At 64.2% G+C, this 14,755-nt stretch carries 13 protein-coding genes; 10 read left to right on the top strand and 3 right to left on the bottom strand.

Features of this window, described 5'->3' with window-relative positions:
* Positions 1-2 precede the first annotated feature (2 nt).
* Positions 3-473, top strand: coding sequence for a type II toxin-antitoxin system RatA family toxin (locus J4G32_RS00735; protein ID WP_210483014.1), 471 nt, complete (start codon positions 3-5; stop codon positions 471-473).
* On the opposite strand, the gene J4G32_RS00730 is transcribed toward J4G32_RS00735, so the two are convergent.
* The gene (locus tag J4G32_RS00730; protein ID WP_210483012.1) at positions 470-967 is read right to left on the bottom strand and encodes a CinA family protein; all 498 of its coding nucleotides are present in this window, start codon (positions 965-967) and stop codon (positions 470-472) included. The two genes, J4G32_RS00735 and J4G32_RS00730, sit on opposite strands and share 4 nt — an antisense overlap.
* A complete protein-coding gene (locus tag J4G32_RS00725) occupies positions 964-2,160 on the bottom strand; it encodes a bifunctional 2-C-methyl-D-erythritol 4-phosphate cytidylyltransferase/2-C-methyl-D-erythritol 2,4-cyclodiphosphate synthase (RefSeq protein WP_210483003.1) in 1,197 nt (398 codons plus the stop codon). Before J4G32_RS00725 ends, J4G32_RS00730 begins: the two co-directional genes overlap by 4 nt.
* A 129-nt stretch (positions 2,161-2,289) precedes the next feature.
* On the opposite strand from J4G32_RS00725, the gene dusB reads away from it, so the two are divergent.
* The 7 genes from dusB (at position 2,290) to hflX (ending at position 11,472) form a co-directional block, all read left to right on the top strand.
* Positions 2,290-3,309, top strand: coding sequence for a tRNA dihydrouridine synthase DusB (gene dusB, locus J4G32_RS00720; RefSeq protein ID WP_210483001.1), 1,020 nt, complete (start codon positions 2,290-2,292; stop codon positions 3,307-3,309).
* Positions 3,306-4,406: a two-component system sensor histidine kinase NtrB gene (locus tag J4G32_RS00715; protein ID WP_210482999.1), complete on the top strand. Its 1,101-nt coding sequence runs from the start codon at positions 3,306-3,308 to the stop codon at positions 4,404-4,406. The genes dusB and J4G32_RS00715 overlap by 4 nt, the downstream gene beginning before the upstream one ends.
* Positions 4,407-4,417: 11 nt before the next feature.
* Positions 4,418-5,872: a nitrogen regulation protein NR(I) gene (ntrC, locus tag J4G32_RS00710; protein WP_210482989.1), complete on the top strand. Its 1,455-nt coding sequence runs from the start codon at positions 4,418-4,420 to the stop codon at positions 5,870-5,872.
* A gap of 233 nt (positions 5,873-6,105) precedes the next feature.
* Positions 6,106-8,277 (top strand): sensor histidine kinase NtrY-like, encoded by a 2,172-nt coding sequence (locus J4G32_RS00705; protein ID WP_343232563.1) that lies wholly within the window; start codon positions 6,106-6,108, stop codon positions 8,275-8,277.
* On the top strand, positions 8,274-9,644 hold the full coding sequence (gene ntrX, locus J4G32_RS00700) for a nitrogen assimilation response regulator NtrX (RefSeq protein ID WP_210482985.1): 1,371 nt from the start codon (positions 8,274-8,276) through the stop codon (positions 9,642-9,644). Before J4G32_RS00705 ends, ntrX begins: the two co-directional genes overlap by 4 nt.
* 174 nt (positions 9,645-9,818) lie before the next feature.
* Positions 9,819-10,073 (top strand): RNA chaperone Hfq, encoded by a 255-nt coding sequence (gene hfq, locus J4G32_RS00695; RefSeq protein WP_150945960.1) that lies wholly within the window; start codon positions 9,819-9,821, stop codon positions 10,071-10,073.
* 1 nt (position 10,074) lies between these two features.
* Complete coding sequence (hflX, locus tag J4G32_RS00690) at positions 10,075-11,472, top strand: GTPase HflX (protein WP_210482983.1); 1,398 nt, start codon at positions 10,075-10,077, stop codon at positions 11,470-11,472.
* A gap of 10 nt (positions 11,473-11,482) precedes the next feature.
* Here hflX and mazG read toward each other — a convergent pair whose 3' ends face one another.
* Positions 11,483-12,316 carry a nucleoside triphosphate pyrophosphohydrolase gene (mazG, locus tag J4G32_RS00685; RefSeq protein WP_210482972.1) on the bottom strand — a complete coding sequence of 278 codons (834 nt, stop codon included), beginning with the start codon at positions 12,314-12,316 and terminating at the stop codon, positions 11,483-11,485.
* A gap of 177 nt (positions 12,317-12,493) precedes the next feature.
* Between mazG and J4G32_RS00680 the strand changes: the two genes are divergently transcribed.
* Both J4G32_RS00680 and chrA read left to right on the top strand, forming a co-directional pair.
* Positions 12,494-13,318 (top strand): chromate resistance protein ChrB domain-containing protein, encoded by an 825-nt coding sequence (locus tag J4G32_RS00680; protein WP_210482970.1) that lies wholly within the window; start codon positions 12,494-12,496, stop codon positions 13,316-13,318.
* Position 13,319: 1 nt separating this feature from the next.
* Complete coding sequence (chrA, locus tag J4G32_RS00675) at positions 13,320-14,720, top strand: chromate efflux transporter (protein WP_210485439.1); 1,401 nt, start codon at positions 13,320-13,322, stop codon at positions 14,718-14,720.
* Positions 14,721-14,755: the final 35 nt, after the last annotated feature.

Raw genomic sequence — 14,755 nt, 5'->3', positions numbered from 1 at the left:
CGATGCCCACGTTCCGCTCCACCCGTCCTGTCAGGCACAGCGCCGCCGACATGTTCGCTCTCGTTGCGGATGTCGAGCGCTACCCGGAATTCGTGCCGCTCTGCGAGAGCCTGCGCGTGGTCCGCCGGTCGCAAAGCGGCGAGGGCATCGAGACCATCGTGGCGGCCATGAGTGTCGGCTACAAGGCAATCCAGGAGCGGTTCACCAGCCGCGTCGAGCTGGACCGACCGCGCCTGCGGATCACGGTCGAGTATGTCGACGGTCCCTTCAAATATCTCGAGAACCGCTGGACGTTCCGCACGACGCCCACCGGCAGCGAGATCGACTTCTACATCAACTATGAGTTCAAGAGCTTCGCGCTCGGCGTGCTCATGGGTGCGGTCTTCGACAAGGCCTTCAGAAAATTCGCTGAAGCCTTTGAAGAACGGGCGGATTTAGTCTACGCTGACCGTGTCGGTTCGGGTCCGTCTTAAGGGTCGGACGACGCCGCGCTCTCCAGCAATCCAAGAGCGTCCGCCACCGCACGGGCGCGCACGACGCTGCGTCCGAGATCGCCGTATCGGCGCTCAAGCGAGCGCGTTGGCTGTCCCTTTTGGGCCAGGGCAAAATGCACCAGTCCCACCGGCTTTGCGGTACTCCCGCCGCCCGGACCTGCAACCCCGGTAATCGAGACCGCGACATCGGCCCGTGAGCGCGCGAGCGCCCCTTCGGCCATGGCCCGCGCCACCGGCTCGCTGACTGCGCCGTGCGCGGTGAGGAGATCGCTGGACACGCCCAGCATCTCGGTCTTGGCCTCGTTCGAATAGGTGACGAAGCCTCGCTCGACCACCGTGGATGATCCCGGAATTTCGGTGAGCAATCCGGCAACGAGACCCCCGGTGCAGGATTCCGCGGTCGCGATCTTGAACCCGCGCGCTGCGCAGGTCTTCAGCAGCGCCGCAGCGCGCGGCAGGAGGTCGTTCGTCATGGCAATTCCTCTGGCAGCCGGATGGTTGCGGCGGCCTGGGCGGCGATGCCCTCGCTCCGCCCTGTAAAGCCGAGCCGCTCTGTGGTTGTCGCCTTGACCGACACCTGGTCGATGCGAAGTCCCGCAATCTCGGCAATGCGCTGGCGGATCGCTTCGCGGACCGGCCCGAGCTTCGGGCGTTCGCACAAGAGCGTCGCATCGAGGTGATCGACGAACCCGCCGCGCTGTCGCACCAGATCGACCGCATAAGCAAGAAAGCGGTCGGAAGACGCGCCGCGCCATTGGGGATCGCTGGGCGGAAAATGCGTGCCGATGTCCCCATCGGCCAAAGCGCCCAACACCGCATCGGTGAGGGCATGGAGGATAACGTCGCCGTCCGAATGGGCCACGACGCCGCGATCGTGCGGAACGGCGATCCCGCCGAGCCAGACGTGATCGCCATCGCCGAAGGCGTGGACGTCGAAACCGGTTCCGAGACGGGTCAGGTAGGGCATGGCATCTTGTCCAAGGCGGCGCTCGGCCTCTTTGAAATCGTCCGGGTGGGTCAGCTTGGCGTTGCCCGCATCGCCCTCGAAAACGGCAACCGCAAGGCCTGCCCATTCGGCAAGCGCGCCATCATCGGTGAAATGGTGCAACCCGGCTTCCGCCGCCCTTCGATGGGCGGCGAGCAGGTCGCGAAAGCGAAACACCTGAGGCGTCTGGATGGCCCGCAGCGCGGTGCGATCCGGCGTCCCGACGACCTGGCCGTCCGGGTCCACGATCTTGATCGTGTCGGTGACCTTGCAGCCGGGAACCGCCGCCCCAAAAGTCTCGCCGGCGCGGATCGCCCTTTCGATCAGGGCGGGATCGATATGGGGCCGGGCCGCATCGTGAATCAGGACAAGGTCAGGTGCCGACGCTTCCATTGCCTCGAGCCCCCAGCGCACCGAATCCTGCCGGGTCTCGCCGCCATGAATGGGCGGAGAAAGGAGCCGGCCTGAGGCCGGTTCGAGATCGCACACGCTTGCGGCGTACAGCGCCGCATCGTCTGGGTGGATGACCACGCTCGTCTGTGCAATGTGCGGGTGCCGCAAAAACGCCGTCACGGTCCGCGACAGAACCATCCGGCCCGCCAGCATCCGGTACTGCTTCGGCAAGCCAGCGCCAGCGCGATTCCCGCGTCCGGCGGCAACGATGAGAGCGGCGACTGTCATGCGGGGGTTGCACTCCTCAAGGTTCGTTTCTCCTAAGCACCGGATCGCCATAAGGCAAACGGCACGAACGCGAGACCAATCCCCGCAGGGACTTGCGTCTTTCAGATAATTGGCTATTCATTGGGCATAATGCGAACTGATCAAAAAATAGGCGAAGCGGCGTTCGTTATCGGCGCGGTTCCCGTCCCGGTGCCGGCGGTTCTGGCGCCGCTCTCGGGCGTGACCGATGTGGCCTTCCGGCGGGCGGCGCAAGTCCTCGGCGCAGGCCTCGTCGTCTCGGAGATGGTCGTCTCGGACGAACTCGTGAAGGGCTACGCTGAAGCGCAATTGCGGGCAGAGGGGACGGGCGTCGATCCGCATGTGGTCCAGCTCGCCGGGTGCGATCCCCGCTCGATGGCGGAGGGGGTGCGCATTGCCGAGGCCGCCGGCGCGCGCATTGTCGATATCAATATGGGCTGCCCCGCCAAGCGGGTGATCGGTGGCTATGCGGGTTCCGCGCTGATGCGCGATCTCGACCATGCCTGCCGGCTGATCGAAGCCTGTGTGGAAGCAGCCAGCGTGTCCGTGACCGTCAAGATGCGCCTCGGATGGGACCACGCGACGCTCAACGCGCCGGAGCTTGCGCGGCGGGCCGAGGCACTGGGTGTCAAGGCGGTGACCGTGCACGGGCGGACGCGCCAGCAATTCTATAAGGATTCGGCAGATTGGACGGCGATTGCCGCCGTGGTAGAGGCCGTGTCGATACCGGTGATCGCCAACGGCGACATCGGCTCCGTTGAGGACGCCCGCACCTGTCTTCGGCAATCCGGAGCCGCTGCCGTGATGGTCGGGCGCTGCGCCGTCGGCCGCCCCTGGCTCGTCGGCCAGATTGGCGCTGGATTGCAAGGCCGCGTCATCGCCGACCCGACACCGGAGGCGATGACGGAAATCGTCGTCACTCACTACGAGGGTTTGATCGATCTCTACGGGCCGAAGGTCGCGGTTCGTCATGCCCGCAAGCATCTGGCGGCCTATGCGGACGTCGCCATGGCGGCGGGCTTCGCCTTCGATCCGCGCGCGCGGATGAAACTCGTCACCACCGACGATTCCAGGACGGTGCTGCAATTGCTGCGAACGATCTATGCCGAACGCAGCCGGGAGGCCGCATGACAGCGGGCGTAAACGACCGGGTGATGAACGCCTTGCCGCTGCCGGTGCTCACCATCGACGGGAAGGGCGTCGTCACGCACGCGAATGCCGCAGCGGAAGCCTTCTTCGACATGAGCCTGCGCGTGATGCAGCGCCGGAAGCTCAGCGATTTCATTCCGTTTGGGTCGCCCGTGATGGCGCTGATCGACGATGTGCGCCAGCGGGGCTCGAGCGTGAGCGAGCACCGCGTCGATATCGGCTCCCCGCGGATCGGCGCAGAGCGCATCGTCGATGTCTTCGCGACACCCATGGGCGATGCGGGCGAAGAGGTGATCGTGATGCTCCAGGAGCGCACGATTGCCGACAAGATGGACCGGCAGCTTACCCATCGGGGCGCGGCGCGATCCATTACGGCGTTAGGCGCCATGCTGGCCCATGAGATCAAAAATCCGCTTTCCGGGATTCGCGGGGCCGCGCAATTGCTGGAGCAATCCGCCAACGAGGAAGACCGGCAGCTCACGCGGCTGATCTGCGATGAAACCGACCGGATCGTGAAGCTCGTCGAGCGGATGGAGTTGTTCGGCGAGGAGCGTCCTTCCGAGCGTGGTCCGATCAACGTCCACGGCGTTCTCGACCACGTGAAGCGTCTCGCCCAGTCGGGCTTCGCCCGCCATATCCGCTTCGTGGAAAACTACGACCCGTCCCTGCCGCCGGTTCTCGTCAATCGCGATCAACTGATCCAAGTGGTCCTCAACCTCGTGAAGAACGCCGCCGAGGCGATCGGCAGCGACGGCTCCGAAGGCGAGATCGTGCTGTCGACGGCGTTCCGCGCCGGCGTGCGCCTCCACATGCCCGGCGCGGGCGAGCGGGTCAGCCTTCCGATCGAGCTCAGCGTCCGCGACAACGGTCCGGGCGTTCCAGCCGACCTGGTCTCCGATCTGTTCGATCCTTTCGTCACCACCAAAGCGCAGGGGAGCGGTCTCGGCCTCGCCCTTGTGGCCAAGATCGTCGGGGATCACGGGGGGATCGTCGAATGCGACCCCGCGCCGCGACGCACCACGTTCCGCATTCTCCTTCCCATGCACCGCGCCGATGACGGTCGCGCGTCCGAATTGTGAGACTTGCCAACATGCCCAGTGGACAGATCCTCCTCGCCGACGATGACGCCGCGATCCGCACCGTCCTCAATCAGGCCCTCTCCCGCGCAGGCTACGAAGTGCGCTCCACCAGCAACGCCGCCACGCTCTGGCGCTGGGTGGCGCAAGGGGAGGGCGATCTCATCATCACCGACGTCGTGATGCCGGACGAGAACGCCTTCGACCTTCTGCCGCGGATCAAGAAACTTCGGCCTGACCTGCCTGTCATCGTCATGAGCGCACAGAACACCTTCATGACCGCCATCAAGGCGTCCGAGCGGGGCGCCTACGAATACCTGCCCAAGCCCTTCGACCTGAAAGAACTGGTGGCCGTCGTCGGGCGCGCACTGTCCCGCCCTCGGGCGATGTCGAACGCCCCGCCGACAGGCGATCAGGAGGAGATTCCCCTCGTCGGCCGGTCGCAGGCGATGCAGGACATCTACCGGTCGCTGGCGCGCCTCATGCCCACGGATCTCACGGTCATGATCACCGGCGAATCGGGGACCGGGAAGGAACTGGTGGCGAAAGCCCTGCACGATTACGGCAAGCGGCGGCAGGGGCCGTTCGTGGCCGTCAATATGGCGGCAATTCCCCGGGAGCTCATCGAGTCCGACCTGTTCGGCCACGAGAAGGGGGCCTTTACGGGCGCGACAGCCCGCAATACCGGCCGCTTCGAGCAGGCCGAGGGCGGTACCCTGTTTCTCGATGAAATCGGCGACATGCCGATGGAGGCGCAGACGCGACTTCTGCGTGTCCTCCAGCAGGGCGAATACACGACGGTGGGCGGCCGGATCCCGATCAAGACCAATGTGCGGATCGTGGCTGCCACGAATAAGGATCTGCGAATCCTGATCCAGCAGGGGCTCTTCCGAGAGGACCTCTTCTTCCGCCTCAACGTCGTGCCGTTGCGGCTGCCCCCCTTGCGGGAACGTGTCGAGGATATTCCTGATCTCGCCCGTCACTTCTTCGCGCTGGTCGAAAAGGAAGGACTGTCGCGCAAGCAACTCGACGCTGATGCGATGGACCGGATGAAGCGATACCGCTGGCCCGGGAACGTGCGCGAGCTTGAAAACCTCGTCCGGCGTCTCGCCGCCCTCTATCCGCAGGATGTGATCAGCGGCGCGATCATCGATTCGGAACTCGACTCACAGCCCATCGCAATGCCGATGTCGACAAGTCGGGGAGAGGGTATCGATCCCTCGGAGGGGCTGTCGGATGCGGTGGAACGGCACCTTGTGGACTACTTCTCGGGCTTCAAGGACAACCTTCCCCCACCCGGGCTTTATCACCGCATCCTGCGCGAGATCGAGGGTCCGCTGATCGGGGCGGCGCTTGCGGCGACCCGCGGCAACCAGATCAGGGCGGCGGAGTTGCTCGGCGTCAATCGGAACACCCTGCGCAAGAAGGTCCGCGACCTCGAGCTACAGGTCGTCCGCACCAGCCGGTAATTATTCCTCTCCCTGAGATTTTTTCAGCCCGCATCCTGTCAGTCCCGCCTTTTCTCCGCCGCTGCCTTAATGTGGTCATTTGACCACAGTGTTGTGTTGGTGCATCACCGTACAATACGGGCGACCTCTTCGGAGGCGAGTCAGCGGAGCTTTTCGGCTTGAATCAGCAGGATATTCAGCCCGGTCGTCAGACGTCGGAGGCACATCAGCGCGGTTTCGGCTGGTTAGGGCCCGTGGCTGTCCTGGCCGCCCTGACCTCTGCGCTGGCGACCTTCCTGGTCCTCGCCGGCCTGACGCCCATTCTGCCCACCCACTTCGTGGTGATTTGGGTTTTCATTCTTAACGGCCTCCTCATCGTGCTCCTGCTGGGCATTGTGGCCTGGCAGACTAAGCGGCTCGTGCGAGAGCGGCGGGCGGGTGCCGCCGCGGCCGGTCTCCATGTTAGAATCGTCGGTCTTTTCAGTCTCGTGGCAGTCTTTCCTGCGATTCTGGTTGCGGTCGTCGCAACAGTGACCCTCGAGCGCGGCCTTGACCCCTGGTTTACCGGCTCGATCAAGGAGCTGATGGGCAACACCGTGTCGATCGCCAGGTCCTATCGCGACCTGCAATGCACGACGCTCGCGCGTGAAACGCAGCTCATGGCTGCCGATCTCAACCGGGCGAAGGTTCTCTATGACGCCGATCGGAAGGTCTTCCGCGATTTCATGAATTCCCGGTCCGTCTTTCTCGGCTTCCCGCTGGCGATGATCCTCGAGCCTGACGGCACGGTGGTTGAGCGGATCGAGCCCAAGAAGGTCGAGGGGATCGCGCTGCCATCGGCGGACGACCTCCACGAAGCGAGCGCGGACGATGCCCTGTGCCTGTTCCCGCGGGAGGGCAATATCTTCCGCTCGGTCCTTAAGCTGTCGTCCCAGGGGGACAGGGTCCTGTTCGTCGCCCGCGAAGTCGATCCGCGGGCGATTGAATTCCCCCAGGTGGCCGAGGCCGGCGTCGCGTTTTATGAGGCGCTGGAGCAGAAGAAGGTCGGCATCCAGGTCGCTTTCGCCTCCATGTTCGCGCTGATTGCGCTGATCGTCCTGCTGTCGGCAATCTGGTTCGGGCTGAACTTCGCCAACCGGCTGGTGGCGCCGATCAGACGGCTGATCCACGCCACAGACCAGGTCGCGACGGGAAACTTCTACGTTCAGGTTCCTGTCCGCCGCGGGGAGGGCGATCTGGCGCATCTGGGCGAGACCTTCAACAAGATGACGTCGGAGCTGCGCCACCAGCACGACGGCCTCACCGCTGCCAGCGATCTCATGGATCGCCGCCGTCGCTTCACCGAGGCCGTCCTCGCGGGCGTTTCGGCCGGCGTCATCGGTATCGACGCGAAGGGGACCATCACCATCGTAAATCCGTCGACAGAGGCGCTGCTCGCCATGTCCGTGGACAACCTGCTGGGCGCGCCGATCAGCGTGATCCTGCCCGAGGTCGCAGACCTCGTCGATGAGATGCGACACGGCCGACAGCGGCTGATGCAAAAGCAGATCCTGATCTCGCGGCGGGGCAAGGAACGCACCATCAACGTCCGGGTGACCAGTGAGCAGGCCCGTAGCGAAGAGCGCGACCTCGTCATTACGCTGGACGACATCACGGACCTCGTTTCCGCTCAGCGCACCTCGGCCTGGGCGGATGTCGCGCGACGCATCGCCCACGAGATCAAGAATCCCCTCACGCCGATCCAGCTCGCGGCGGAACGCATCCGTCGGAAATACGGCAAGGTCATCACTACCGACCGGGAGGTCTTCGACCAGTGCACCGACACGATCGTCCGCCAGGTGGATGACATCAAGCGCATGGTCGACGAGTTCTCGTCCTTTGCGCGGATGCCCAAGCCCACCATCGGGGTGGAGGATCTGGCCGAGACGATCCGCCAGGTGGTGTTCATGATGCGCATCGCGCATCCGGACATCGTCATCTCCGATGTTCTGCCCGAAGGTCCGGTCAAGGCGCCGTTCGACCGCAGGCTGCTGTCGCAGGCGCTGCAAAACATCGTCAAGAACGCCACGGAGGCCATTTCGGCTGTTCCCGATCCTGAGCGGGGCGAGGGCGCGATCACGGTGACGCTCGACACCACTCATCCCGACTATTTGATCCTGGCCGTCACGGATAACGGCAAGGGATTCCCCATTGAAGGAAGGCAGCGGCTTTTGGAGCCCTATATGACAACACGTGAAGGAGGCACCGGTTTGGGACTTCCCATCGTTGCGAAGATTTTCGAAGAGCATGGAGGAGGCATGGAACTTGTCGACAACCCGGATGGACGCGGCGGACAGGTTCGCATGTGGATTCCCAAAGCCACGCAGTTTCCCGTCCAGGAGCCATCGGCTCCCGCCGAGACCGAAACACGCGGGGTGACTTCATGAGCGCCGATATTCTCGTCGTCGACGATGAGGCCGACATTCGGGACCTGGTCGCGGGAATCCTCGAGGACGAGGGCCATCGGACCCGGACGGCCGGCTCCTCTGACGAGGCGCTCGCCTCCATCGAGGGGCGGCGTCCCCATCTTGTTTTTCTCGACATCTGGCTGCAGGGCAGCCGGCTCGACGGGCTGCAGGTTCTCGAACTCGTCAAGGCTGAACATCCGGACCTGCCGATCGTCATGATTTCCGGCCACGGCAACGTGGAGACCGCCGTTTCGGCAATCAAGGCGGGTGCCTACGACTTCATCGAGAAGCCATTCAAGGCTGACCGTCTGGTGCTGGTGGCCGAGCGGGCGCTCGAAGCCTCCCGGCTGAAGCGGGAGGTTCGCGACCTTCGCGCCCGCTCCGTTCAGGCCACGCGGATCGCAGGCAAATCCGTTACCATCAACCATCTTCGCCAAGCCGTTGAGCGTGCCTCGCCCACCAATGCGCGCATCCTGGTTACCGGCGCGCCGGGTTCCGGTAAGGAACTGACCGCGCGCACCATTCACGGTCTGTCGGGTCGCGCCAACGGCCCCTTCGTCGTGGTGTCCGCGGCCACGATCACGCCGGAGAACATGGAAGCCGAATTGTTCGGCATGGAGGGCGAAGACGGCAAGGGCCGCCGGGTCGGCGCCCTCGAGGAGGCGCATGGCGGCACCCTCTATCTCGACGAGATCGCCGATATGCCGCGCGAAACCCAGAACCGGGTGCTGCGCGTCCTGGTGGATCAGAATTTCCAGCGCGTCGGCGGAAGCACGCGGGTCCATGTGGACGTCCGGATCATCTCGTCATCGAGCCGCGATCTGGCTGCCGAAATTGCGGCGGGCCGTCTGCGCGAGGACCTGTTCCACCGGCTGGGCGTGGTCCCGATCAGGGTCCCGTCCCTCTCCGAGCGGCGGGAGGACGTGCCGGAATTGATCGAGTTCTTCATGGACCAGATCTCGGGCACGACCGGGCTGCCCAAGCGGCGGATCGGCGAGGACGCCATGGCGGTCCTGCAATCCCACGATTGGCCCGGCAACGTCCGGCAATTGCGCAACAACGTCGAGCGGCTGATGATTCTCACGGCCGGCGAGCCGGATGCGCCGATCACCACCGACATGCTGCCGACGGAGATTGGCGCCCTGGTGCCGTCGACGCCCGGCGGGTCCGGCGGCGAGAAACTGATGAGCCTCCCGCTGCGGGAGGCTCGGGAAATCTTCGAGCGGGAATATCTTCTGGCCCAGATCGCCCGTTTCAGCGGAAACATCTCTCGCACGGCGGAGTTCATCGGAATGGAGCGCTCCGCGCTCCATCGTAAGCTCAAATCCCTCGGCATCGGCGGCTAGTGCGGCGATGGAGAAAATCGGCCATGCCCACAATTAAGCGGGCATTGCCCTCTTGCCTAACGGCAGGGTTCGCCCTGTAATAAGAAGGCCGGTCACCGACCGCACGAATGCGGACAACCATATAGGCGGCCCCATAGCCAAGACCGGCGGCGATGGGCTTGCGAGGCAACTTTCATGGCGGGCGATCGCGCGCAAAATCTCCAGGACACATTTCTCAATTATGTCCGGAAACAAAAAATTCCCCTGACCATCTTCCTGGTGAATGGCGTCAAGCTACAGGGTGTCGTGACCTGGTTCGACAATTTCTGCGTCCTGCTTCGCAGGGATGGCCATTCTCAGTTGGTCTACAAGCACGCTATTTCCACCATCATGCCCGGACAGCCGGTGCAGTTATTTGATCCAGTCGACGAGGTGGGCGAAAAGGCCTGAAGTGACCGAACCGCGCACGCCAGGAGAAGAGCGCCTGTTGCAGCTGGCCGAACCTGAGAAAGAGGTTGCGGCCGGAACGAACACGCTTGTGATAGGGCCCTATCTGACCCGGAAATGGCGTCTGGGCGGCCCCCGTGAGGAAAAGGAAGGCGAGAACCCCCGCGCCGTCGAGGCTCGTCTCGATGAGGCCGCCGGGTTGGCTGCTGCCATTGACCTCCACATTGTTCACACGATGATCGCGCCTTTGAGTGCGCCGCGCCCCGCCACCTATATCGGAAGCGGCAAGGTCGAAGAGGTCGCTGGAATCATCCGCGCCGAGGAGATCGGCCTGGTGGTGATGGACTGCGCTCTCAGCCCGGTCCAGCAGCGCAATCTCGAGAAGGAATGGGGCGCCAAGGTCATCGACCGCACCGGTCTGATCCTGGAAATTTTCGGCAGGCGGGCCCGCACCAAGGAAGGAACGATGCAGGTCGAGCTGGCCCATCTGTCCTATCAGAAAGGCCGACTCGTCCGCTCCTGGACTCACCTTGAACGCCAGCGCGGCGGCTTCGGCTTCCTCGGCGGACCCGGTGAGACACAGATCGAGGCAGACCGCCGCATGATTCAGGAGCGCATGACGCGGATCGAGCGCGAGCTCGAAACGGTTGTAAAGACCCGCACCTTGCATCGAAAGAGCCGGCGGCGGGTGCCTTACCCGATTATCGCTCTTGTGGGCTACACCAATGCCGGCAAGTCGACCCTGTTCAACCGGATGACCGAGGCGGACGTGCTGGCGGAGAACATGCTGTTCGCCACTCTCGATCCCACCTCGCGGGCGATTGACCTGCCCCATGGAGAGAAGGCGATCCTCTCCGATACGGTAGGCTTCATCTCCGATCTTCCGACGATGCTGGTGGCGGCTTTCCGCGCCACTCTCGAGGATGTGGTTGAGGCCGATGTGCTGCTTCACGTCCGCGACGTCTCCCATGGGGAAACGGACGCCCAGGCCGGCGATGTCGCGGTCGTCCTGCGCGAACTCGGGATCGATCCAGACGACACCAAGCGGATTATCGAGGTCTGGAACAAGGCCGACCTGATGTCACCAGAGGACCGCGCGAAGCTTGCGGCCAAGTCGAGCCGCACCGACGAAGAGCGGCGGCCGGTGCTGATCTCCGCGCTGACGGGGGAGGGCATTCCGGAACTCCTTGCCTTGATCGAAGAGCACCTTTCCAAGGGCCGGGTCAGTTATCAGGTCGACGTGGAGCCCGAGGATGGCCAGGGTCTGGCCTGGCTCCACGAGAACACGGAAATTCTCGATCGCGAAACCACGGATGAGGGCCATTCGATTTTGCGCGTGCGGGTGATGCCCGGCAAGGAGCCGCAGTTTTTGAACCGGTTTCCGTCCGCACAATCCCTCTGAGGAGCGAGGCTTAGCGGGGCATGCGCTCTGCCAGCTTGGCCTCCATCCAGAGTTCTTCCATCGTCTCAAGGCTTGCCTGGGAAAGCGACTCGCCGCGGTGCCCCAAGGCCGTTTCAATGAAACCGAACCGTCGTTCGAATTTCGCATTGGTGCGCCGCAAGGCGGTTTCCGGATCGATGTCGTAGTGGCGGGCCAGATTGGCTGCGGCGAAAAGGAGATCGCCGATCTCGTCCTCGACTCGATCCCGCTGGCCTGAGGCTGCAGCATCGGCCACCTCCGCCAACTCCTCCTGGATCTTGTCCACAACCTGCCCTGGATCCGGCCAGTCGAACCCGACCTTTGCGGCCTTGGCGGTCAACTTCTGGGCGCGGGTGAGGGCGGGCAGGGCGGTGGGAATGCCGCCGAGGAAAGTCTCCCCCGGCTCCGGCGGGGCTCCGAGCCTCTCGCGGGTCTCCCGACGGTCGCGCTTTTCCGCCAATTTGATCTCATCCCACAGCGTCTTGACCTCGCCCGCCGAAAGATCGCGGGTGGTGCCGAAGACATGGGGATGACGGCGGATCAGCTTTCCGGTGATCGCCTCGACGACGTCTCCAAAATCAAATACCCCCTGTTCGCCCGCCATCTGAGCATGAAAGACGACCTGCAGCAGCAGGTCGCCCAGCTCATCCCGCAGGTCGGACAAATCTCCCCGTTGGATCGCGTCGACAACTTCGTAGGCTTCCTCGATCGTGTAGGGGGTGATCGATTCAAAGGTCTGGTCGAGATCCCATGGGCAGCCGGTACCGGGCGTCCGCAGGGCTGCCATGATTTCCAACAAGCGCGCGATATCCGACGAGAGTGTCACAGGGGTTTCTCCGGCTGGTATAGCCCTCTCCTTAGACCGCGGCCGGGGACGAAGGCCAGTTGCAATCGCCCTTGACAACACCGGGCCAGCGGCAGTCGAATGGATGGATGGGGATCGCGATCTCCCCACGAGGCGACATGCCCAAGAATCGCGTCCTGTTTCTCGAGAGGACGCATCATGTCGTCGATCAACACCATATCTCCTGACAAACTTGCGCGTCTGGTTGGCACGCCCGGCTGTCCGATCCTCATGGACGTCCGAACGGATGAGGATTTCGCGGCCGATCCGCGCCTGATCCCGGGGTCCTTCCGGCGCTCCTGGTCCGACGCATCCGACTGGGCGCCAGACTTCACGGGCCGCCCGGTCGTCGTCATCTGCCAGAAAGGACTGAAGCTCAGCCAGGGCGTCGCGGCCTGGCTTCGCCATGCCGGGGCCCTTGCCGAAACTCTCGAGGGCGGCGCATTGGCCTGGTCTACGGCAAAACTGCCCATGGTCCCGGCCGACAAAATCCCGCCACATGACAAGCGCGGCCGATCACTCTGGGTCACGCGCTCTCGCCCAAAAGTCGACCGGATCGCATGCCCGTGGCTGATCCGGCGGTTCGTCGATCCCGCGGCGGTCTTCCTCTTCGTCAGCCCGTCGGAGGTTCGCGAGGTCGCGTTACGCTTTGGGGCGGCGCCCTTCGACATTGAAGGCGAGGGCGTGTTCTGGAGCCACCGGGGGGCGCTGTGCACGTTCGACGTCATGGTCGATGAGTTTGGCCTCGGAACGGAGCCTCTCCTGCGACTGGCAACGATCGTCCGCGGGGCGGATACGGCGCAGCCCGAACTCGCGCCGGAAGCGGCCGGTTTGCTCGCCGCGTCGCTTGGGCTGTCACGGATGTACGCAGACGACCTTCCCCAGCTCGAGGCCGGGATCGCGCTCTATGACGCGTTCTACCGCTGGTGCCGCGACGCCACGGACGAAACCCATCACTGGCCTGTCAGAAAGCCTCGAGACTGAGATGGACGACCCGAACCTGCTTCAGAAAAAAGCCGCGGTCGGCCCTCCCACGCATGGTGTGAGTTTGAGGGAGGCGTCCCGCGTCTGGGCGCGGGTTGCGCTGCTCAGTTTCGGTGGCCCGGCGGGCCAGATCGCCGTGATGCACCGCATCATTGTGGATGAAAGGCGCTGGATTTCCGAGAGCCGTTTCCTCCATGCGCTGAACTATTGCATGCTCCTGCCAGGCCCAGAGGCCCAGCAGCTCGCGACTTATATCGGCTGGCTGATGCACGGTACCCGGGGCGGGCTGATCGCGGGCGGATTGTTCATCCTCCCGGGCATCGTGGCGATCATGGGGCTGAGCTGGATCTACGCGCTGTTCGGCAGCGTGGGCTTCGTTGCCGCGCTGTTCTTCGGGCTGAAAGCCGCCGTTCTCGCTATTGTGCTGGAGGCGATGTTGCGGATCGGCAAACGCGCCCTGCGCAACCGGGTGCTCATCGGGGTTGCGGCAGCCGCCTTCCTGTCGATCTACTTCTTCCACGTTCCGTTTCCCGTCATCATCGTGGCGGCGGGTCTGGCGGGTGCGGGCGGCACACGGGCAGGGATGACCCATTTTGCGATCGACCGGCCGGGGCAGGCGCATGCCGGCTTGAGCGACGCCGACAGCCTGCTTGGGGCGCATCTCCCGGCCCATGCCCGTCCGACAACACGTGGCGTCCTGAAAACAGCCGCGATCTGGCTGCCGCTCTGGCTCGTGCCGGTGCTGGCAACCGCCGCCATCCTCGGTTCGGCTGACGTGTTCAGCCAGATCGCGATCTTCTTCTCGAAGATGGCGATGGTCACCTTCGGTGGCGCCTATGCCGTGCTGGCCTACGTGGCCCAGCAGGCGGTCGACCATTACGGCTGGCTTCGCCCGGGCGAAATGCTTGACGGCCTCGGGATGGCAGAGACGACGCCAGGGCCGCTGATCATGGTGCTGCAATTCGTGGGGTTCATGGCAGCCTTCCGTGATCCCGGAGCCCTGCCGCCCCTTCTCGCCGGCAGCATGGGCGGCCTGCTCGCCACCTGGGTCACGTTCGCGCCGTGCTTCCTGTGGATCTTCATCGGCGCGCCGTTCATGGAGAACCTCCGCAACAACACGATCCTGACCGCGGCCTTGTCAGCCGTGACCGCCGCCGTCGTGGGGGTGATCCTGAACCTCGCGGTCTGGTTCGCCGTTCATACCCTCTTCGAAGAGACACGATTGCTCGAATGGGGTCTGTTCCGCTTCGACGCGCCCGTCCTTGCGAGCCTCAACGGCTGGACGCTGGCGTTGTCCCTTGGGGCCATGGTTGCCATCTTCCGGTATAAGGCAGGCGTGCTCCAGACGATCGCGGCATGCTCGACATTGGGCACTCTGCTTTACCTGACAGGGGCGTTGTAGCCACAAAGACTGAGCTTCTGGCCGCAACGGCCCCG

The sequence above is a fragment of the Microvirga antarctica genome (genome assembly GCF_017921815.1).
Taxonomy (GTDB): domain Bacteria; phylum Pseudomonadota; class Alphaproteobacteria; order Rhizobiales; family Beijerinckiaceae; genus Microvirga; species Microvirga antarctica.
This window is presented reverse-complemented; position numbering and strand designations above follow the sequence as displayed.

What these genes read in the sequence shown, in the direction of transcription:
- J4G32_RS00735 (WP_210483014.1), top strand. Translation starts at nt 3, where the DNA reads ATGCCCACGTTCCGCTCCACCCGTCCTGTCAGGCACAGCGCCGCCGAC.
- J4G32_RS00730 (WP_210483012.1), bottom strand. Translation starts at nt 967, where the DNA reads ATGACGAACGACCTCCTGCCGCGCGCTGCGGCGCTGCTGAAGACCTGC.
- J4G32_RS00725 (WP_210483003.1), bottom strand. Translation starts at nt 2,160, where the DNA reads ATGACAGTCGCCGCTCTCATCGTTGCCGCCGGACGCGGGAATCGCGCT.
- dusB (WP_210483001.1), top strand. Translation starts at nt 2,290, where the DNA reads ATGCGAACTGATCAAAAAATAGGCGAAGCGGCGTTCGTTATCGGCGCG.
- J4G32_RS00715 (WP_210482999.1), top strand. Translation starts at nt 3,306, where the DNA reads ATGACAGCGGGCGTAAACGACCGGGTGATGAACGCCTTGCCGCTGCCG.
- ntrC (WP_210482989.1), top strand. Translation starts at nt 4,418, where the DNA reads ATGCCCAGTGGACAGATCCTCCTCGCCGACGATGACGCCGCGATCCGC.
- ntrX (WP_210482985.1), top strand. Translation starts at nt 8,274, where the DNA reads ATGAGCGCCGATATTCTCGTCGTCGACGATGAGGCCGACATTCGGGAC.
- hfq (WP_150945960.1), top strand. Translation starts at nt 9,819, where the DNA reads ATGGCGGGCGATCGCGCGCAAAATCTCCAGGACACATTTCTCAATTAT.
- J4G32_RS00680 (WP_210482970.1), top strand. Translation starts at nt 12,494, where the DNA reads ATGTCGTCGATCAACACCATATCTCCTGACAAACTTGCGCGTCTGGTT.
- chrA (WP_210485439.1), top strand. Translation starts at nt 13,320, where the DNA reads ATGGACGACCCGAACCTGCTTCAGAAAAAAGCCGCGGTCGGCCCTCCC.